The sequence below is a fragment of the Streptomyces sp. SS8 genome (assembly GCF_054072955.1).
The window spans coordinates 163439-183448 of sequence record NZ_JBSVCZ010000010.1 but is presented as its reverse complement, the minus strand read 5'-3'; the positions used below and the strand labels follow the sequence as shown (position 1 = coordinate 183448).

Below are 20010 nucleotides of genomic sequence, written 5' to 3'. Positions count from 1 at the left end.
CGGTCCCGGAAGGCGTGGCGTCCACACGGCAATGCCGGGGCCGTGACCCTTCGGTGTACACCGAAGGGTCACGGCCCGGTGGCGGGCGCGCCGTGGCGGCGGGCGTCCGTCAGCCGAACGGGACGACGGCGACGGGCGCCTTGGAGTGGTGCATGACGGCGTGGGCGACCGGCCCGATGTGGAAGCCGATCGGCGAACGGCGGATGCGGCGGCCGACGACGACCAGCGAGGCGCCCTCGGATGCCTCCGTCAGATGGCGGGCGGCCCGGCCCACCACGGCCTGCGCCTTCACCTCCACGTCCGGGTACTTCTCCCGCCAGTGGCGCAGTGCCTCGTTCAGGTTGCGGGAGCTCTCCTGGGCCAGGTCGGTGGCCAGGCGGGGGTCGACGGCGATGGGGTCGACGCCGTAGACCAGCGGCGGGTTCCAGCCGTGGATGACCCGCAGTGCGGCGCCGCGCCGGGCCGCGGCGTCGAAGCCGAACTCGATGAGCTCGTCGGCCGGCCGGTACAGCTCCAGTCCCATGACGACGTCGCGGGGCGGAGTGGGGGGCTCCGTGCCCTCCGGTCCGCCCTCCTCGGAGGTCTCGGCCCGCACCAGCACCACCGGGCACTTCACACGGGCGACGGTGGCCAGGCCGACGGAGCCGACCAGGAAGCCGGCCACGGGCCCCAGGCCGCGGGTGCCGACGACCAGCACCTCGGCCTGCTCGGCGACCGCCGTCAGCACCTCGGGGGGACGGCCGGTGAGCTGGTCGGTGGTGATCTCCAGCTCCGGGTGGCGGCGGGCGAGGTCGTTCGCCGCCTCGCGCGGGATCCGCTGGGCCCAGTGCTGCCGGGTCTCGGGGTCGGCGAAGGAGTCCGGAGGGGTGAAGGGGTCGGGCTCCCGCACGTGGACGAGGCGCAGCGGCACCCCGCGCCGCGCCGCCTCCCGGGCCGCCCAGTCGGCGGCGGCCAGGCTCTCGGCGGAGCCGTCCACTCCCACGGTGACCGTACGTACCATCACAACACCTCCGTTGACGGGCGGCTCCGCGCCGCTTTCTTTTCCATGATCGGTCCGGGTACCCGCGTCCGGCAGGGGTCACTGGTCCCTTTCCCGCGGGCCCGACGTCCCGCGCGGCGGGGAGACCGGCCGGCCCGCGGCGCCCCGGGGGCGCCGCGGGCCGGTGGTCCGCCGCGGGGCGGCGGGTTCACCGCAGCCAGGGGAGGCCGCGGACCAGGGGAAGCCTGGCCCACCACCGGCCCAGCCCCCAGGTGTCGCCCGCCGCCAGAACCGCCAGGGCGATCATGACGGCCGCGTACATCACGTGGTAGTTCACCACCGGGTTGGTCGACATGCTGGGGCTGCCGTCCGACAGGTACCGGGCCGGGGGCCACTCCGCGGCCCACATCAGCGCCATCATCACGGTGCCGGCGACCGCCGTGAGCCGCAGTGCGACACCGGCGGTCAGGGCGAGGCCGATGCCGAGCAGACCGAGCATGAACAGCCAGTCCGCCCAGGCGGCCCCGGCGATGCCGTGGAAGAACGACTCCAGGGGGCCGGCGGCCACGCCGCTGAGGAAGCCCTTCGTGGGCGAGCCTCCCTCGGTCCAGGCCCGCTCGGCGGGGGTCGCGTAGCCCAGGCCGAAGGCCTTGTCCGCGAACGCCCAGAGGAAGACGAACCCGGTCGTGAAGCGGACCCCGGCCAGGACGCGGGCCGCGGCCGACTCCGCCGGCACCGCGGCCGTCGCGGCCGCCGTCCCACCGGAGGCGGGTGCGGCCTGGGTGGTGCGCCGCACCGGGAGGCGGAACCCCCGGTGTCCTTGCGTGTGGCCGTGGACTGCCATGTCGCTCATCCCCTTCGTGGAAATCCGGCCCGCCGTTCGGGCACGTTCACACCGTCTCGCGGCGGCGGCCGTGGCAGCAGGGGTCCGCGGGCCCGTGTGCGGGGGCCGAAGGTCCCCTCCGAGGTCCCCGTACGGCCCCTGCCCCTGCCGGCCGGGAAATCCGACGATGACGGTGAGGCACCACTTCCCGGTCGCGGGAGTACAACGGAACTAGAGGCAGCGGCGGCGGACCACTGCGGCGCCCGTACCGGAAGCGGACGCCGCGCGTACACCGCCCGCCCGGCACCAGGGAGGCCCGCCATGATCGTCACCGCCAACAACCTGCTCGGGGCACTGCCCCCGGAGAGCCGCGAACGGCTGCTGGAACTCGCCCGCGAGGTCTCCTTCCCCGCCGGCGCCCGTATCTCCGAGGAGGGCCACCGGGCCGACCGGTTCTGGGTGATCCGCACCGGCTCGGTCACCCTCGACATGCGGGTGCCCGGCCGCCGCCCCGCGGCGGTGGAGACGCTCTCCCACGGCGATCTGCTGGGCTGGTCCTGGCTCTTCCCGCCCTACACCTGGCAGCTGGGCGCCGAGGCGCTCAGCCCGGTGCGGGCCCTGGAGTTCGACGCCGCCCGGGTGCGGGCGCTGTGCGAGGCCGACCCGCTGCTGGGGCGCGCGGTGGCCCTGCGGATGGCCGAGATCATCTCGCACCGGCTGCAGGCGGCCCGCACCCGGCTGCTGGACCTGTACGGGCCCTACGGCAGCGGCCCCATGCCGTGACACGCGCCCGGACACGGCACGGCACTGTACGGCACGGCAAACGATTCCCCGAGGAGGGTCCCATGGACGGTACGGACAGGGTGGACAGCACGGCCGGTCCGGATTCCGCCGCCGGCGCGGACGGCGCCCCGCACTCCCCGCACACCGTCGGCGACGTGATGAGCCAGACCGTCGTCTCCATCGGGCGGGACGCCCCGTTCAAGCAGATCGTGATGACCATGGAGCAGTGGAAGGTCAGCGCTCTGCCGGTGCTGGAGGGCGAGGGCCGCGTCGTCGGCGTCGTCTCCGAGGCGGATCTGCTGCCCAAGGAGGAGTTCCGGGACGGCGACCCCAGCCGCATGGAGCAGCTGCGGCGCCCGCAGGAGCTGGCCCGGGTGGGGGCGGTGACCGCGGGCGAGCTGATGACGGCGCCGGCGGTCACCGTCCACGCCCGCGCCACGCTGGCCGAGGCGGCGCGGATCATGGCGCACCGGCGCGTCAAGCGGCTGCCGGTGACCGACGCCGACGGCCTGCTGGTCGGCGTCGTCAGCCGCGGGGACCTGCTGAAGGTCTTCCTGCGCCCGGACGAGGACATCGCCCGGGAGGTGCGCCGGGAGGTCGTCGACCCCCTCTTCCCCGGCGGTGACCGGAGCGTGGGGGTGCGGGTGGCGGACGGTGTGGTGACCTTCACCGGCGAGATCCGCAACACCGCGCTGGTCCCGGTGGCCGCCCGGATGGCGCGGTCGGTGGAGGGGGTGGTGGACGTCGGGTTCGACCTGGGGCGGTCCGTGTGAGCCGCCGGTGACCGCCGAGGGCCGCCGGTGGCGGAGCCGGCGTCCGGGGCGGCGTGCCGGAGTCGGGCGGCCCCGCGTCCCCGGCCGCTCGTGCGGGCGGCGGGGCCGATGGGCCCTGGCGCCGGGCGGGCGGGCCGGGGCAGGATCATGGGGCGGGGTGCGTGCCCCTGACCGACAGCGTGAAGGATCCCTATGACCCAGGCCCAGCAGTTCTCACCACAGGACCCGATCCGGGTGTTCCTCCTCGACGACCACGAGGTGGTGCGGCGCGGCGTGCACGACATGCTGGACGCCGAGCCCGACATCGAGGTGGTCGGCGAGGCCGGCACCGCCGAGCAGGCCCTCGCGCGCGGCCCGGCCCTGCGCCCGCACGTGGCCGTGCTGGACGTGCGCCTGCCCGACGGCAACGGCATCGCCGTCTGCCGCGAGCTGCGCTCGCGGATGCCGGAGCTGGCCTGTCTGATGCTGACCTCGTTCGACGACGACGACGCGCTGCTGGACGCGATCATGGCCGGCGCCTCCGGCTACGTCCTCAAGCAGATCAAGGGTTCGGACCTGATCGCGGCCGTGCGCACCGTCGCCTCCGGGCAGTCCATGCTGGACCCGGCGACCACGGCGCGGCTGATGAACAGCCTGCGGGTGCAGGACACCGAGGAGCCCGCCGAGGAGCCGCAGGACGCCGCGCTGGCCTCGCTGACGCCCCGCGAGCGCGACATCCTGGCCCTGATCGGCGAGGGGATGACCAACCGGCAGATCGGCCGGCAGCTGTACCTGTCGGAGAAGACGGTCAAGAACAACATCTCCCGGCTGCTGGCCAAGCTGGGGGTGGAGCGGCGGGTCCAGGCCGCCGTCATCGCCACCCAGACCGCCCCGCAGGCTCCGGGGCGGCAGCCGCGCTGAGCCGGGGGCGTGCGGGCGGCGGGACCGGCGTACCCGGGCGGGGCGCACACCGGGGCGGCCCCCGCCCGTTTTCGCCCCGGATGGGGCCGACCGGCCCTATCCCCGCCCGGGCGGCGCGCGCACCATGGACGCATGCACCGACACGACGGCTTCCGCGAACTCGACCGGCGGGAGTGCCTGGACCTGCTGGGGCAGGTCCCTCTGGGACGCATCGTCTACACCGAGAACGCGCTGCCCGCCGTCCTCCCGGTCAACTTCTTCCTGGACCGCGACCAGGCCGTGGTCCTGCGCACCTCTGGTGCGTCCCGGATGGCCCGCGCGGTGGACGGCAGCGTGGTCGCCTTCGAGGCGGACCGGTTCGACGAGGCGACGCGCTCGGGCTGGAGCGTGGTCGTCACCGGGCGTGCCTCGCTGGTGACCGATCCCGGTGAGGCCGAGCGGCTGGGCCGGTCCGGGCCGCTGTCCTGGGCCCCGGTCGAGGACGGGGTCCATGTGCGGATCGAGGCCGAGCTGGTGACCGGCCGGCTGCTGGAGGACGTCTCGCCCGCCGGGACGGTCTGAGCCTTTCGCCCCCGCGCGGGTGCCCCGGCCGGGAGGCCGGGGCACCCGCGCTCTTCGCTGCCCCCTCTTCTCCTCCCCCGAGCGAGCCCTCCTCCGGGCCTCCCCGGCCGACCGGCCCCGGGTCCAGGGGCCGATCGGCCCTGCCGCGCCGCCCGGCCGGGGCCTTCCGGCCGGGCGGCGGGGGCTCTCCGGCCCCGGCCCGGCGGGCGGGGGGCCGCATAGCGTTCCGGCCATGGTGAACGACGAGAACGCGGGGGTCCGGACCGGCCGCGGTGAACGCGACTGGCCGCTGGCCGCGCGCCGGCTGCTCAGCCGCCGCGAGGTGTCGGCCGACGGCCGCGCGGTGTACGGAACGGGCGACGAGAAGTGGGAGGGCTTCTACCGGGACCGCTGGTCCCACGACAAGGTGGTGCGCTCCACCCACGGGGTCAACTGCACCGGGTCCTGCTCCTGGATGGTGTACGTCAAGGACGGCATCATCACCTGGGAGCACCAGGCGACCGACTACCCCTCGATCGGCCCGGACTGCCCCGAGTACGAGCCCCGCGGCTGCCCGCGCGGCGCCTCGTTCTCCTGGTACACCTACTCCCCCAGCCGGGTGCGCTACCCGTATGTGCGCGGGACGCTGCTGAGGATGTGGCGGGAGGCCCGTGACCGGCTGGGCGACCCGGTGGCGGCCTGGGCGGAGATCACCGGTGACCCGGAGAAGGCCCGCGGCTACAAACGGGCGCGCGGCAAGGGCGGCTTCGTGCGCGCCGACTGGGACGAGGTGGCCGAGCTGGTCGCCGCCGCGCAGGTGCACACCACCAAGGAGTACGGCCCCGACCGGGTGGCGGGCTTCTCCCCGATCCCGGCGATGTCGATGGCGTCGTTCGCGGCCGGTGCCCGGTACCACTCCCTGATCGGCGGCACCCTGCTGTCGTTCTACGACTGGTACGCCGATCTGCCGGTCGCCTCGCCGCAGGTCTTCGGCGACCAGACGGACGTGCCGGAGGCGGCCGACTGGTGGAACGCCGGCTATCTGATCATGTGGGGTTCCAACATCCCCGTCACGCGTACGCCGGACGCGCACTTCCTGACCGAGACCCGCTACAACGGCACCAAGGTGGTGGCCGTCGCCCCCGACTACGCCGACAACGTCAAGCACGCCGACGAGTGGCTGGCCCCGCACCCGGGCACCGACGGGGCGCTGGCGATGGCGATGGGGCATGTGATCCTGCGCGAGTTCCTGGTGGACCGCGAGGTGCCCTACTTCCGGGACTACCTGCGCGCGTTCACCGACGCCCCGTTCCTGGTCACCCTGCGCGAGCGGGCGGACGCGCTCGTGCCGGAGGGGTTCCTGACCGCGGCCGACCTCGGCGGCGCCGAGGCCGGGGCGGAGAACGCCGGCTCCAAGACCGTGCTGCTGGACAGCCGCACCGGTGAGCCGGTGGTGCCGAACGGCTCTCTCGGCTTCCGCTGGGCCGGGACCGGGCAGGGGCGCTGGAACCTGGACCTGGGCGATGTGGTGCCCGAGCTGAGCCTGCTGGAGCGGGCCGGGGAGACGGCCGCGGTCGCGCTGCCCCGGTTCGACGAGGGGGCGACCGAGGGCGGCGGCAGCATGGTGCGCGGCGTCCCCGTGCTCCGGATCGGCGGGAAGCTCGTCACCACCGTCTTCGACCTGATGCTCGCCCAGTACGGGGTGGAGCGCCCCGGCCTGCCGGGTGACTGGCCGACCGGCTACGAGGACGCGGAGCGGCCCTGCACCCCGGCCTGGCAGGAGACGATCACCTCCGTCCCGGCGGCGCAGGCGGCCCGGATCGCCCGCGAGTTCGCCCGCAACGCCGAGCGCACCGGCGGCCGCTCCATGATCGCCCTCGGCGCGGGCACCAACCACTGGTTCCACTCCGACACCATCTACCGGGCCTTCCTGGCGCTGACGACCATGACCGGCTGCCAGGGCGTCAACGGCGGCGGCTGGGCCCACTACGTCGGCCAGGAGAAGGTCCGCCCGGTCACCGGGCTGCAGCACCTGGCCTTCGCGTTCGACTGGCAGCGGCCGACCCGGCACATGGCCGGCACCTCGTACTGGTACCTGAACTCCGACCAGTGGCGCTACGAGGCGTTCGGGCCCGGCGAGCTGGCCTCTCCGCTGGGTGAGGGGCGGTTCACGGGCAAGGCGTTCGCGGACTGCCTGGCGCAGGCGGTGCGGCTGGGCTGGACGCCGGGGCACCCCGCGTTCAACCGCAACCCGCTCGATCTGACGGACGAGGCGAAGGCCGCGGGCCGGCCCGTCCCCGAGCACATCGTGGCGGAGCTGAAGTCCGGGCGGCTGCGGTTCGCCGCCGAGGACCCGGACGACCCGGCCAACTTCCCCCGCGTGCTGACGGTGTGGCGGGCCAACCTGCTGGGCTCCTCCGGCAAGGGCAACGAGTACTTCCTGCGCCACCTGCTGGGCACGGACGCGGCCGTGCGCTCCGGGCAGACGCCGCCCGAGGGACGCCCGCGGGAGGTGGTCTGGCGCGAGGAGGCGCCCGAGGGCAAGCTCGACCTGCTGGTCACCATGGACTTCCGGATGACCTCCACCGGCCTGCTCTCCGACGTCGTGCTGCCGGCCGCCACCTGGTACGAGAAGGACGACCTGTCCAGCACGGACATGCACCCCTTCGTCCACGCCTTCACCCCGGCCATCGCCCCGCCCTGGCAGGCCCGCACCGACTACGACACCTTCCTCACCCTCGCCGACCGGTTCAGCGAGCTGGCCGAGGAGCACCTGGGCGCCCGCACCGACGTCCTGGCCGTACCCCTGCTGCACGACACCCCGGACGAACTCGCCCAACCCGGCGGGGTGGTGCGGGACTGGAAGGCCGGCGAGTGCGAGCCGGTGCCCGGCCGGACCATGCCCAAGCTGGTGACCGTCGAGCGGGACTACGCGGCGGTCGCGCAGAAGATGCGCGCCGTCGGGCCACTGCTGGACACCCTGGGCACCACCACCAAGGGCGTCACCGTCCACCCGGACCAGGAGATCGGCGAACTGCGCCGCCGCTGCGGGACCGTCCGCGACGGGGTGGCCGCCGGCCGGCCCTCCCTGGCCACCGCCTCCGACATGTGCGAGGCGATCCTGGCCCTGTCCGGCACCACCAACGGGCGCCTGGCCACCGAGGGCTTCCGCGAGCTGGAGCGGCAGACCGGCAGCGAGGGCCTGGTGGAGCTGTCCGCCGAGCGCGAGGCCGAGCGGATCACCTTCGCCGACACCCGCGCCCAGCCGCGCTCGGTCATCACCTCGTACGAGTGGTCCGGATCGGAGACGGGCGGCCGCCGCTACTCGCCCTTCGTCATCAACACCGAGCACCTCAAGCCCTGGCACACCCTCACCGGACGCCAGCACTTCTTCGTCCAGCACGACTGGATGGCCGAGCTCGGCGAACAGCTGCCCGTCTACCGGCCACCGCTGAACACGCCCCGGCACTACGGCGACGAGCAGCTGCGCGAGGACGGCCGGGCCGAGGTCACCGTCCGCTACCTCACCCCGCACTCGAAGTGGTCCATCCACTCCAACTACCAGGACAACAAGTACATGCTCGACCTCTCCCGCGGCGGCCCCGTGATCTGGATGTCCCGGGAGGACGCCGAGAGGATCGGCGTGAGGGACAACGAGTGGATCGAGGCGTACAACCGCAACGGCGTCGTCGCCGCACGCGCGGTGGTGACCCACCGCATGCCCGAGGGCACGGTGTACATGTACCACGCCCAGGACCGCAACGTGAACGTGCCGAGGACCGAGGTCAGCGGCAGGCGCGGCGGCATCCACAACTCCCTGACCAGGCTGCTGCTCAAGCCGACCCATCTCGCGGGCGGTTACGCGCAGTTCACCTACGCCTTCAACTACTACGGACCGACCGGCAACCAGCGCGACGAGGTCACCGTCATCCGCCGCCGCGACCAGCAAGTGGAGTACTGAGATGCGCGTCATGGCCCAGATCGCGATGGTGATGAACCTCGACAAGTGCATCGGGTGCCACACCTGCTCGGTCACCTGCAAGCAGACGTGGACCAACCGCGGCGGCGTGGAGTACGCCTGGTTCAACAACGTCGAGACCAAGCCCGGCGTCGGCTACCCGCGCCGCTACGAGGACCAGGACCAGTGGAAGGGCGGCTGGATGCTGGACAGGCGCGGGCGGCTCGTCCTGCGCTCCGGCGGCCGGGTCAGGCGGCTGCTGTCGCTGTTCTCCAACCCGGACCTGCCCTCCCTGGAGGACTACTACGAGCCGGTCACCTACGACTACGACAACCTCGTCAGCGCCCCCGCCGGGCCGGACATGCCCGTCGCCCGCCCCCGCTCGGTGCTCACCGGGAAGCCCACCTCCATCACCTGGGGCGCCAACTGGGAGGACGGGCTCGGGGGCGCCCCGGAGAACGCCGGCGGCGACCCCAACCTCGGCGGGGACTGGGCCGAGAAGGTCAGGTTCGAGTTCGAGCAGACCTTCCTCTTCCACCTGCCGAGGCTGTGCGAGCACTGCCTCAACCCGGCCTGCGTCTCCGCCTGCCCGTCCGGCGCGATGTACAAGCGGGTCGAGGACGGGATCGTCCTGGTCGACCAGGACCGCTGCCGCGGCTGGCGGATGTGCGTGACCGCCTGCCCGTACAAGAAGGTCTACGTCAACCACGCCACCGGCAAGGCCGAGAAGTGCACCTTCTGCTTCCCCCGCGTCGAGGCCGGGCAGCCCACCGTCTGCTCCGAGACCTGCGTCGGGCGGCTGCGCTACCTGGGCCTGCTCCTGTACGACGCCGACCGGGTCGGCGAGGCCGCCTCCACCCCCGACGACAAGGACCTCCTGGACGCCCAGCGCGGTGTCTTCCTCGACCCGCGCGACCCGGAGGTGATCGCCGCGGCCCGCGCGTCCGGCATCCCGGAGGACTGGCTGGAGGCCGCCCGCCGCTCCCCCGTGTACGACCTGGCCATGAGGTACAGGGTGGCCCTGCCGCTGCACCCGGAGTACCGCACCCTGCCCATGGTCTGGTACGTGCCCCCGCTGTCGCCCGTCCTGGACGCCGTCGACGCGGCCGGCGGCGACCAGGACGATCCCGACCACGTGTTCGCGGCCGTCACCCGGCTGCGCATCCCCCTGGAGTATCTGGCCGAGCTGTTCACCGCCGGGGACGCGGACGTGGTCGGCGGGGTGCTGATGAAGCTAACCGCGCTGCGCTCCTACATGCGCGAGCGCGCCCTCGGCGAGGCCGGCGACGAGGCGGCCCTGAGGGCCGTCGGGCTCACTCCCGGCGAGGCCGAGGACCTGCACCGCCTGCTGGCCGTCGCCAAGTACGCCGACCGCTACGTCGTGCCTGCCGCGCACAAGGAGGACGCGGCGGCGCTGACCGCGATGGAGAACCGCTGCCCCGTGGAGTCCTCCGGCGACCCGCGGCCCTCCGGCGGCCGCCGCGTGATGCTCGGCATCCCCACCCTGCGCCGCGCCTCGACGGGAGACCACGCATGAGCCCTCTCCCGAACTCCGTCCGGGATGCCTCCCCGCCCGCCACCGTCCGTACCCGGGTGAAGGCGGCCCTGCGCCGCCCGCACCGGTCGGCCGCCCCGCTCACGCCCGAGGAGGAGGAGACGCGGGCCCTGCTGCTGCGGCTGATGTCCCTGCTGCTGCAGTATCCGGACGCCCCGCTCACCGCCGCCCGGCCGGTGCTCACCGCCGCCGTCGGGGCGCTGCCGCCCTCCCCCGCCGCCGAGCGTCTGGCCGCGTTCACCGAGTGGTACGCCGGGCAGGAGCCGGACGCGCTGGAGCGGCACTACGTCGAGACGTTCGACCTGCGGCGCCGCAGCGGCCTCTACCTCACCTACTACCTGCACGGTGACACCCGCCGCCGCGGCATGGCGCTGCTGACCCTCGCCCAGCGCTACCGTGCCACCGGCTGGGACACCGACGGCGGCGAGCTGCCCGACCACCTCCCGGTCGTCCTGGAGTACGCCTCGCTCGCCGGACCGCGCGCTGGCGAGGCCCCGCTGCGGCAGCACCGGCGCGGGCTGGAGCTGATCCACCACGCGCTGGCCGACGGCGGCTCCCCCTACCGGCACGTGCTCGCCGCGCTGCTGACCCTGTTGCCGCCCGCCACCGAGGCCGACCTGAGGGCCGTCGCCGAGCTCGCCGCCCAGGGCCCGCCCGCCGAGGACGTCGGACTCGACCCGTACGGGGCGGGCGAGTTCGCGCCGCCGGGCGCGTTCGTCCCGCCCCGGCAGGCCCCGCCCACCCTGATGCCGCCCCCGCCGACCCCGGAAGGCTCCCGATGAACGCCTCACCCGCCCCCCTCGCCGCGGCGAGCGGCGCCGAACTCCTGCTGTGGGTGGCCGTCCCCTACATCTGCCTCGCCGTGTTCGCGGTGGGACACGTCTGGCGCTACCGGCAGGACCAGTTCGGCTGGACCTCCCGCACCAGCCAGCTTCTGGAGCACCGGTGGCTGCGCTGGGGCAGCCCGCTGTTCCACCTGGGCGCCTTCATGGTGATCGCCGGGCACGTCGTCGGCCTCGCCGTGCCGGCCTCGTGGACGGAGGCGGTCGGCATCGACGAGCACACCTACCACCTGACGGCCGTGTGGGCGGGCTCGGTCGCCGGAGTGGCCATGGTGGCGGGGCTCGGCATGCTCTGCGCCCGCCGGCTGCTGACCCGCCGGATCCGGCTGGGCACCGACCGCAGCGACAAGATCCTCTTCCCTCTGCTGTCCGCCACCGTCGTGCTGGGCATCGCGGCGACCGCCGCCCACAACGTGTTCGGCGCGGGGTACGACTACCGCTCCACCGTCTCCGTCTGGTTCCGCGGCCTGTTCGCCCTCCAGCCGCAGCCGGAGGCGATCGCCGGAGCGCCGCTGCTGTTCCAGCTCCACGCCCTGACCGCCTGCCTGCTCTTCGCCGCCTGGCCGTTCACCCGGCTGGTGCACGTCTGGTCCGCCCCCGTCGGCTACCTGGCCCGGCCCTATCTGGTCTACCGGAGCCGGAGCGGCGCCGCGGTCCCGGCCCCCCGGGGCGGGGCGCCCCGGCCCCGCACCGGGGGGCACGGAACCGGAGGGCACAGGCCCGGTGGCCGCACGGGGAGCCGGGCGTGACGGCCGCGCCGGCCCCGCGAGCACGGGCCCCACGGGAGGAGAGCGCCGAGGAACCCGGGAGCGCCGCGCCCGCGCGGCGCTCCCCCCTGGGGGCGGGCCGGGCGACGGCGCTGGTCGTCACCCTCGCCGGGCTGGTCGGCTGGCTGGCCTCCTTCCGGCTGACCGCCGACGGCTGGCGGGTGCTGGGCGACCCGGACTACCGGCCCTCGTGCGACATCAGCCCCGTCGTCGGATGCGGCAGCGTGCTTTCGAGCCCGCAGGGCAGCGTGCTGGGCTTTCCCAACATGCTGCTCGGCCTGGGCGCCTTCGCCGCCGTCGCCGCCCTCGGCGCCGCCCTGCTCTCCGGGGCGCGCCTGCACCGGGTGCTGTGGCTGGCCCTGAACGCCGGGGCGCTGGCCGGGGTCGTCCTCGTCCACTGGCTGATCCACCAGTCGCTCTACGAGCTGGGCCGGATCTGCCCGTACTGCGCCGTGGTGTGGGCCGTCACCATCCCGCTGTTCTGGTACGTGACGCTGCACAACCTCCGGCACGGCGTCCTGCCGGTGCCGCGCCGCGCGCGGGGCGCCCTGCGCGCCGTGCTGGAGATGCACGGCGTGATCCTGGCGACCTGGTACGCGGTCATCGTGCTGCTGGTCCTCACCCGCTTCTGGGACTACTGGACCGGCCTGCTGTGAGACGGCCCGGCGCGGGCGCGGTGACGGGGCGCCCTGCGCGCCGGGCCGCCCGGCGGGGTCAGTCCAGCCGGACGGTGAGCAGTACCAGGGCGTCGGTGTCGGCGGTCAGCCGGTGGCGTTCCGCGGGGATGGCGATGAGGTCCTCCGGGCCCAGCTCCCACTCCCGCTCGACGGTGCTCAGCGTCACCCGGCCGGTCAGGCACAGCAGCGTCGCGGCCCCGGGCGCCTGGTGCTCGGCCAGTCCGTGGCCGGAGGCCAGCGCCATCAGGGTCACGCTGAGTCCGGGGACCTTGACGACGGTCTGCGCCTTCCGCCCGGAGTCGGCCGCCCCCGCCTCGGCCAGCAGCCACTCCCCCTGGGCCTTCAGCCCGGCCACCTCTCCGGCGGGGTGTTTCTCGCGGTCCGGCTCGGGGCCGCCCTGCGGAGTGATCATCGGACACGCTCCCATCCGCGCCGGGTGGCACGCGAGCCCAGCTGCGTGTCCCGGCTGCGGTAGACGATGTACGGACGGGTGAGGTACCCCAGCGGAGCGGTCAGCATGTGCACCAGCCGGGTGAAGGGCCAGACCGCGAACAGGGCCAGCGCGCTGAGCGCGTGGAGCTGGAACAGCAGCGGCACGCCGGCCATCAGCGCGGGGTCGGGCTGGAAGTAGAAGATCGACCGGAACCAGGGGGAGATGGTGGTCCGGTAGTCGTAGCCGTCGTCGACGACGTTGGCGGCCACGGTGGCGGCCAGCCCCAGTACCAGTGCCGCGGTGAGCATCAGGTACATCAGCTTGTCGTTGCGGGTGGTGGCGCTGAAGACCGGGCCGACGGTGCGGCGCCGGTAGATCAGGATGGCGATCCCGCCCAGTGTGCTCACGCCCGCGATCAGGCCCAGCACGACGGCGGTGACGTGGTAGGTGTGCTCGCTCACCCCCGCCGCCTCGGTCCAGCTGTTGGGGATGAGCAGGCCGATGACGTGGCCGACCAGCACCACCAGGATGCCGAAGTGGAACAGCGGGCTGCCGATGCGCAGCAGCCGGCTCTCGTAGAGCTGGGAGGAGCGGGTGGTCCAGCCGAACTTGTCGTAGCGGTAGCGCCAGACGTGTCCGCCGGTGAACAGCACCAGCGCCACGTACGGCAGGATCACCCACAGCAGGATGCCGAGCGCGCCGGGGTCGGCGGTGTTCTGGGCCAGGTGCGTCATCGGCGGCCTCCCACCGGGTCGGGCATGTACTGGGGCGGGGCGAAGGGCGCCAGGCCCACCTCCTCCTCGGGCGGACCCTCGGCGGCCAGGCGGGCGACGGCCTCGCGCTCGTCGCCGCCCAGCGGCGGCAGGGTGGCCGAGACCGAGTCCAGGACGTGCGCCCAGGGCGCGCCGGTGTCGTGCAGGGCCAGGCGCAGCAGTTCCAGGCCGGCGCGGTGCTCGGTCAGCAGCTTCCGCCCGGCCTCGGGCTCGCCGGCGGCGAACTCCAGGACGACGGCCAGGTGGTCGGGCAGTTCCTCGTCGGTCAGGCGCAGTCCGGCGGCGGCGTACGTCCGCTTGATGCGCAGCAGCGCCACACCGCGCTTGCGGGTGTCGCCGTGGGCGTAGTAGGTCAGGAACGGGCAGCAGCGTCTGCGGTGGTCGAAGACCTCCACGTACTCGGCGGCCAGGCGGGCGGCGCCGGTGCGCTCGGCGTGGTCCAGGAAGCGGTGCAGGGGGGCCGCGACCGGTGCGGGCAGCGCGGCCGCGACCCGGCGGGCCAGGTGGATGCGGCCGTCCAGGTGCTCGTCGGGGTAGGCCAGCAGCAGCGACTGAACCTGCCAGGCCGGTGCGGGCAGGGAGGCTTCCGGTCCGGACGTGTGCCCGGACGTGTGCCCGGTGGCGCGCTCGGGGGTGTGGTCGGTGGTGCGGGGGGTCATGGCTTCGGCTCGCTCTCGGCGTTCGGGTCGGTGCCGTCCATCGGTTCCCTCGGGGGCGCCTCCCCGCTGCCGGGACTGTCGGGGAACAGCCCCTTCGGGCGGCCCTTTCCGTCCCAGTTGAGGAGGTTGACGCGATTGGCCTTGTCCGCCGGGTCGGTGAAAGAGTCGGTGGTCTGGCGGGCGTGGAGCATCCGGAAGTTCTCCACGGCCACCGGGTCGGGCCCGCCGGACGCCTCCCCGAACGGGCCGGAGCCTCCCGCCCGTCGCCCGGCCCCTCCCATCCCGGGGCCGCCCTCGTAGTCCAGGCTGCACTCGGTGGCCAGTTCCTCCAGGCCGTGCGCCTGCTCGGCGTGGGCGGGCGGGATGACGTACCGCTCGTCGTACTTGGCCAGTGCCAGCAGCCGGTACATCTCGTACATCTCCTCCTCGCCCATGCCGACGGCGGCCGGGATGGAGGCGTCGGGCTCACGGCCGAGGTTGATGTCGCGCATGTAGCTGCGCATGGCGGCGAGCCTGCGCAGCACGGCGTCGACGGGGGCCGGGTCGCCGGCGGTGAACAGTTCGGCGAGGTACTCGACGGGGATGCGCATCGCTTCGATGGCGGCGAAGAGGTTGCCGCGGTCCTCGGCGTCGTGGCCGGTGCCGCGCACGGCGTCCACGACCGGGGACAGCGGCGGGATGTACCAGACCATGGGCATGGTGCGGTACTCCGGGTGCAGCGGCAGGGCCACCTTGTAGGTGTTGATCAGGGAGTGCACCGGGGAGCGCTGGGCGGCCTCGATCCAGTCGCGGGGGATGCCCTCGCGCTCGGCCGCCGCGATCACTTCCGGGTCGTCCGGGTCGAGCAGGATGCTCCGCTGCGCCTCGTACAGGTCCTTGTCGTCGGGGGTGGAGGCGGCCTCCAGCACGCGGTCGGCGTCGTAGAGGACCAGGCCGATGTAGCGCAGCCGCCCGACGCAGGTCTCGGCGCAGACGGTGGGCAGACCGACCTCGATGCGCGGGAAGCAGAAGGTGCACTTCTCCGCCTTGCCGGTGCGGTGGTTGAAGTAGACCTTCTTGTACGGGCAGCCGGTCACGCACATCCGCCAGCCGCGGCAGCGGTCCTGGTCGACCAGGACGATCCCGTCCTCGCTGCGCTTGTAGATCGCCCCCGAGGGGCAGGAGGCGGCGCACGAGGGGTTGAGGCAGTGCTCGCAGATGCGCGGCAGGTAGAACATGAAGGTCTGCTCGAACTCGAACTTCACCTTGTCCGCGATCTCGGCGACCAGCACGTCCTTGCTTCCGTGCTCCGGTGCCCCGCCGAGGTTGTCGTCCCAGTTCGCCGACCAGGTGATCTTCATGTCCTCACCGGTGATGAGGGACTTGGGCCGGGCGACGGGGGTGTGCTCCTGCAGGGGCGCGTTGGTGAGGGTCTCGTAGTCGTACGTCCACGGCTCGTAGTAGTCGTCGAGCGCGGGCAGCTTGGGGTTGGAGAAGATGGTGATCAGCTTCTTGAACCGGCCGCCGGCCCTGAGCTTCAGCCGTCCGCGCCTGTTGACCTCCCAGCCGCCCTTCCAGGTCTCCTGGTCCTCGTAGCGGCGCGGGTAGCCCTGGCCGGGCCGGGTCTCGACGTTGTTGAACCAGACGTACTCCACGCCGCTGCGGTTGGTCCACGCCTGCTTGCAGGTGACCGAGCAGGTGTGGCACCCGATGCACTTGTCGAGGTTCATCACCATCGCCATCTGGGCCATGACCTTCATCAGTAGGTCACCTCCTGGGAGCGGCGGCGGATGACGGTGACCTCGTCGCGCTGGTTGCCGGTGGGGCCGAGGTAGTTGAAGGCGAAGGAGAGCTGGGCGTAGCCGCCGATCAGGTGGGAGGGTTTGATCAGCAGCCTGGTCAGGGAGTTGTGGATGCCGCCGCGCCGCCCGCTGGTCTCGGCGCGGGGCACGTCGATGAGCCGGTCCTGCGCGTGGTGCATGTAGACGGTGCCCTCCGGCATGCGGTGGGAGACGATCGCGCGTGCGACGACCACGCCGTTGCGGTTGACCGCCTCGATCCAGTCGTTGTCGGCCACCCCGATCTTCCGTGCGTCCTCCCGGCTCATCCAGACGGTCGGTCCGCCGCGGGAGAGCGAGAGCATGAACAGGTTGTCCTGGTACTCGGAGTGGATGGACCACTTGTTGTGCGGGGTCAGATACCGCACGGTGACGCCCAGTTCGCCGGTACTGCCGACCTGGGGCTCGTCGAAGAGGGCGTGCATGTTCAGCGGCGGCCGGTAGACGGGCAGCCATTCGCCCAGCTCCGCCATCCAGTCGTGGTCGAGGAAGAAGTGCTGGCGTCCGGTGAGGGTGTGCCAGGGCTTGAGGCGCTCGACGTTGATGGTGAAGGGCGAGTAGCGCCGCCCGCCGGACTCCGACCCGGACCACTCGGGGGAGGTGATGACGGGGACGGGCCGGGACTGGGTGTCGGCGAAGGTGACCTGTTTGCCCTCGTGTTCGGCGGCAAGGTCGGCCAGTTGGGTGCCGGTACGGGCCTCGACGGTGCGGAAGCCCTGGGTGGCCAGGTGCCCGTTGGTGGTGCCGGACAGAGCGAGCATCGCCTCGCACGCCTGGACGTCGCGGGCGATGGAGGGGCGGCCGTCGGCCGCGCCGCCGTGGACGGTGCCGTTCTTGCCGCGCAGGTACTCCAGTTCCCGGTCGAGCTTGAAGGTGACGCCCTTGGTGGTGGCGCCCAGGTCGTCCAGCAGGGGGCCCAGGGCGGTCATCTTGTCCGCAACGGCCGCGTAGTCGCGTTCGACGGTCACCAGTTTCGGCATGGTGCGGCCGGGGACGGGCTCGCACTCGCCGGCCTTCCAGTCCCGTACGCGGCCGTGGGGGTTGGCCAGTTCGTCCGGGGTGTCGTGCAGGAGCGGGGCGGCGACCACGTCGCGGAGGGTGCCCAGGTGGTCGGCGGCCAGCCGGCTGAACGCTTTCGCGATGGTGTTGAAGGCGTCCCAGTCGGTGCGGGTCTGCCAGGGCGGGGAGATGGCCGGGTTGAACGAGTGCACGTAGGGGTGCATGTCGGTGGTGTTGAGGTCGTGCTTCTCGTACCAGGTGGCGGCCGGGAGCACGATGTCGGAGTAGACGGTGGTGGACGTCATCCGGAAGTCCAGCGACAGCAGCAGGTCGAGCTTGCCGGTGGGGGCCTGCTCGCGCCAGACCACGTCCCGCGGGCGGGCCCCCTCGGGCGCCTCCTCGGCGCGCACGGAGGAGTCGGTGCCCAGCAGGTGCTTGAGGAAGTACTCGTTGCCCTTGGCGGAGGAGCCCAGCAGGTTGGCCCGCCACACCGTCAGCACGCGGGGGAAGTTGGCCGGGTCATCCGGGTCCTCGGCGGCGAACCGCAGCCGCCCGGCCCTGAGTTCTTCGACCACGTACTCCCCCACCTCGCGGCCGGCCGCCGCGGCGTCCTCGGCCACGGCCAGCGGGTTGCGGTCGAAGGTTGGGTAGGAGGGCATCCAGCCCATGCGGGCGGACTGGGCGATGACGTCGGCCGTGGTCTTCCCGGTGAACGTGCCGCCCGCGGAGGCCGCCGAGAGGGTGTCGGCGCTGAAGGGGTCGTAGCGGAACTGGTCGGTGTGCAGGTACCAGTAGGCGGTCTGGATCATCTGCCGGGCGGGCCGGTTCCAGTCGGCGGCGGTGGCCAGCGCCGAGTAGCCGGTGATGGGGCGGACCTTCTCCTGGCCGACGTAGTGGGCCCAGCCGCCGCCGTTGACGCCCTGGCAGCCGGTGATGGTGGTCAGGGTGAGGAAGGCCCGGTAGATGGTGTCGGAGTGGAACCAGTGGTTGGTGCCCGCCCCCATGATGATCATGGAGCGGCCGCCGGACTCCTCGGCGTTGTCGGCGAACTCCCGCCCGATGCGGGCGGCCTTCTCCGCCGGGACACCGGTGACGGCCTCCTGCCAGGCGGGGGTGTAGGGCTGGGAGGCGTCGTCGTAGCCTGTGGGCCAGGTGCCGGGCAGCCCGTCGCGGGCGACGCCGTACTGGGCCAGCAGCAGGTCGAAGACGGTGGTGACCGTCTTCCCGTCGATCCGGCGCACGGGGACACCGCGGCGCAGTGACGCGGCCCGGCCGTCGGGGGTGTCGAAGCGGGGCAGTTCGACCTCGACCGCCGCCTCGCCACCGCCGGAGGCGGTGAGCAGCGGGTCGGTGTCGCCCAGTTCCAGGTTCCACTTCCCGGCGCCGGACTCGCCCCAGCGGTGGCCGAGCGAGCCGTTCGGCACCACCGGCTCCCCGGTGGCCGAGTCCAGCAGGACGGTCTTGAACTCCGCGTTCTCCGCCTCCGCTTCGGCGCCGCCGAGGTCGGCGGCGGTCAGGAACTTGCCCGGCCGGTACGCGCCCGCCCCGCCCTCCTCCAGGTGGACCAGGAACGGCAGGTCGGTGTAGCGCTTGACGTAGTCGGCGAAGCGCCCGGCCTGCCGGTCGACGAAGAACTCCTTGAGGATCACGTGCCCCATGGCCATCGCCAGCGCGCCGTCGGTGCCCGGCTGCGGGGCCAGCCACTCGTCGGCGAACTTGACGTTGTCGGCGTAGTCGGGGGCGACGGCGACGACCTTCTGGCCCCGGTAGCGGGCCTCGGCCATCCAGTGCGCGTCGGGGGTGCGGGTCACCGGCAGGTTGGAGCCCCACATGACCAGATAGCCGGCGTCCCACCAGTCGCCGGACTCGGGGACGTCGGTCTGGTCCCCGAAGACCTGCGGGGAGGCCACCGGCAGGTCGGCGTACCAGTCGTAGAACGACAGCATCGCCCCGCCGAGCAGGGAGTAGAAGCGGGCCCCGGCGGCGTGGGAGACCATCGACATCGCCGGGATCGGGGAGAAGCCCGCCAGCCGGTCGGGGCCGTACTCCTTGATGGTGTGGACGTGCGCGGCGGCGATCATCTCGGCCGCCTCCTCCCAGGTGGCCCGTACCAAACCCCCCTTGCCGCGCACCGACTTGTAGCGCCGGGAGCGCTCGGGGTCGGAGACGACGTCGGCCCAGGCCGCCACCGGGTCGCCCAGGCGCTGTTTCGCCTCGCGGTACATCTGGAGCAGCACCCCGCGCACGTACGGGTAGCGCACCCGGGTGGGCGAGTAGGTGTACCAGGAGAAGGCGGCGCCGCGCGGGCAGCCGCGGGGTTCGTACTCGGGGCGGTCGGGGCCGACCGACGGGTAGTCGGTCTGCTGGGCCTCCCAGGTGATGATGCCGTCCTTGACGTACACCTTCCACGAGCACGAGCCGGTGCAGTTGACCCCGTGGGTGGAGCGCACCACCTTGTCGTGAGACCAGCGGTCGCGGTAGAAGGTGTCGGCCTGGCGTCCGCCGATGCGGTACAGGGCCCGGCGGTCCCCGGAGACCTCGGCGCGGGTGAAGAAGCGGCGGCTGCCCACCAGGGCGTCGGTCAACTCACCGTCCAGGCCGGGAGGTTGCTCCCTCTCCGCCGTTGTCTTCCTGTTCCTCGCTCTCACCAGCGCGTCCCTCCCGGGATCGGAAGTCGGTTCGCGCACCGGGCCGCGGACGGCCAGGCGCTCACTTCCGAGTGGACACGATCC

16 protein-coding genes are annotated in these 20010 nt (G+C 73.1%); 9 read left to right on the top strand and 7 right to left on the bottom strand.

Annotated elements, in window-relative coordinates; all coding sequences use genetic code 11:
• Window positions 1-109: 109 nt before the first annotated feature.
• A complete protein-coding gene (locus tag ACW69E_RS12745; protein WP_457498302.1) occupies window positions 110-1000 on the bottom strand; it encodes a universal stress protein in 891 nt (296 codons plus the stop codon).
• 187 nt (window positions 1001-1187) lie between these two features.
• The gene (locus tag ACW69E_RS12740; protein WP_457498326.1) at window positions 1188-1823 is read right to left on the bottom strand and encodes a hypothetical protein; all 636 of its coding nucleotides are present in this window, start codon (window positions 1821-1823) and stop codon (window positions 1188-1190) included.
• A gap of 300 nt (window positions 1824-2123) precedes the next feature.
• On the opposite strand from ACW69E_RS12740, the gene ACW69E_RS12735 reads away from it, so the two are divergent.
• From ACW69E_RS12735 to ACW69E_RS12695, 9 genes are all read left to right on the top strand, one after another.
• A complete protein-coding gene (locus ACW69E_RS12735) occupies window positions 2124-2585 on the top strand; it encodes a cyclic nucleotide-binding domain-containing protein (RefSeq protein ID WP_457498301.1) in 462 nt (153 codons plus the stop codon).
• Between the two features lie 158 nt (window positions 2586-2743).
• Window positions 2744-3358 (top strand): CBS domain-containing protein, encoded by a 615-nt coding sequence (locus tag ACW69E_RS12730; RefSeq protein ID WP_457498325.1) that lies wholly within the window; start codon window positions 2744-2746, stop codon window positions 3356-3358.
• A 192-nt stretch (window positions 3359-3550) separates the two neighbouring features.
• Complete coding sequence (locus ACW69E_RS12725; RefSeq protein ID WP_457498300.1) at window positions 3551-4258, top strand: response regulator; 708 nt, start codon at window positions 3551-3553, stop codon at window positions 4256-4258.
• A gap of 132 nt (window positions 4259-4390) precedes the next feature.
• Window positions 4391-4819 carry a pyridoxamine 5'-phosphate oxidase family protein gene (locus ACW69E_RS12720; protein ID WP_457498299.1) on the top strand — a complete coding sequence of 143 codons (429 nt, stop codon included), beginning with the start codon at window positions 4391-4393 and terminating at the stop codon, window positions 4817-4819.
• A gap of 232 nt (window positions 4820-5051) precedes the next feature.
• Complete coding sequence (locus ACW69E_RS12715; RefSeq protein WP_457498298.1) at window positions 5052-8759, top strand: nitrate reductase subunit alpha; 3708 nt, start codon at window positions 5052-5054, stop codon at window positions 8757-8759.
• Window position 8760: 1 nt separating this feature from the next.
• A complete protein-coding gene (gene narH, locus ACW69E_RS12710) occupies window positions 8761-10293 on the top strand; it encodes a nitrate reductase subunit beta (protein ID WP_457498297.1) in 1533 nt (510 codons plus the stop codon).
• The gene (gene narJ, locus ACW69E_RS12705; protein WP_457498296.1) at window positions 10290-11093 is read left to right on the top strand and encodes a nitrate reductase molybdenum cofactor assembly chaperone; all 804 of its coding nucleotides are present in this window, start codon (window positions 10290-10292) and stop codon (window positions 11091-11093) included. The genes narH (ACW69E_RS12710) and narJ (ACW69E_RS12705) overlap by 4 nt, the downstream gene beginning before the upstream one ends.
• The gene (narI, locus tag ACW69E_RS12700) at window positions 11090-11902 is read left to right on the top strand and encodes a respiratory nitrate reductase subunit gamma (RefSeq protein ID WP_457498295.1); all 813 of its coding nucleotides are present in this window, start codon (window positions 11090-11092) and stop codon (window positions 11900-11902) included. The genes narJ (ACW69E_RS12705) and narI (ACW69E_RS12700) overlap by 4 nt, the downstream gene beginning before the upstream one ends.
• A complete protein-coding gene (locus ACW69E_RS12695) occupies window positions 11899-12576 on the top strand; it encodes a vitamin K epoxide reductase family protein (protein WP_457498294.1) in 678 nt (225 codons plus the stop codon). The genes narI (ACW69E_RS12700) and ACW69E_RS12695 overlap by 4 nt, the downstream gene beginning before the upstream one ends.
• A 58-nt stretch (window positions 12577-12634) precedes the next feature.
• Here the strand turns inward: ACW69E_RS12695 and ACW69E_RS12690 are convergent, their stop codons facing one another.
• From ACW69E_RS12690 to ACW69E_RS12670, 5 genes are read right to left on the bottom strand one after another with little or no spacing between them, the layout of a single operon-like run.
• Entirely contained in the window at window positions 12635-13009 is a 375-nt protein-coding gene (locus ACW69E_RS12690) for a cupin domain-containing protein (protein ID WP_457498293.1), read from the bottom strand.
• Window positions 13006-13764, bottom strand: a complete 759-nt coding sequence (gene narI / locus ACW69E_RS12685; RefSeq protein WP_457498292.1) for a respiratory nitrate reductase subunit gamma — start codon at window positions 13762-13764, stop codon at window positions 13006-13008. Before narI (ACW69E_RS12685) ends, ACW69E_RS12690 begins: the two co-directional genes overlap by 4 nt.
• Window positions 13761-14462, bottom strand: coding sequence for a nitrate reductase molybdenum cofactor assembly chaperone (narJ, locus tag ACW69E_RS12680; RefSeq protein ID WP_457498291.1), 702 nt, complete (start codon window positions 14460-14462; stop codon window positions 13761-13763). The genes narI (ACW69E_RS12685) and narJ (ACW69E_RS12680) overlap by 4 nt, the downstream gene beginning before the upstream one ends.
• The gene (gene narH / locus ACW69E_RS12675) at window positions 14459-16201 is read right to left on the bottom strand and encodes a nitrate reductase subunit beta (protein WP_457498290.1); all 1743 of its coding nucleotides are present in this window, start codon (window positions 16199-16201) and stop codon (window positions 14459-14461) included. Before narH (ACW69E_RS12675) ends, narJ (ACW69E_RS12680) begins: the two co-directional genes overlap by 4 nt.
• Window positions 16201-19926, bottom strand: a complete 3726-nt coding sequence (locus ACW69E_RS12670) for a nitrate reductase subunit alpha (protein ID WP_457498289.1) — start codon at window positions 19924-19926, stop codon at window positions 16201-16203. Before ACW69E_RS12670 ends, narH (ACW69E_RS12675) begins: the two co-directional genes overlap by 1 nt.
• Window positions 19927-20010: the final 84 nt, after the last annotated feature.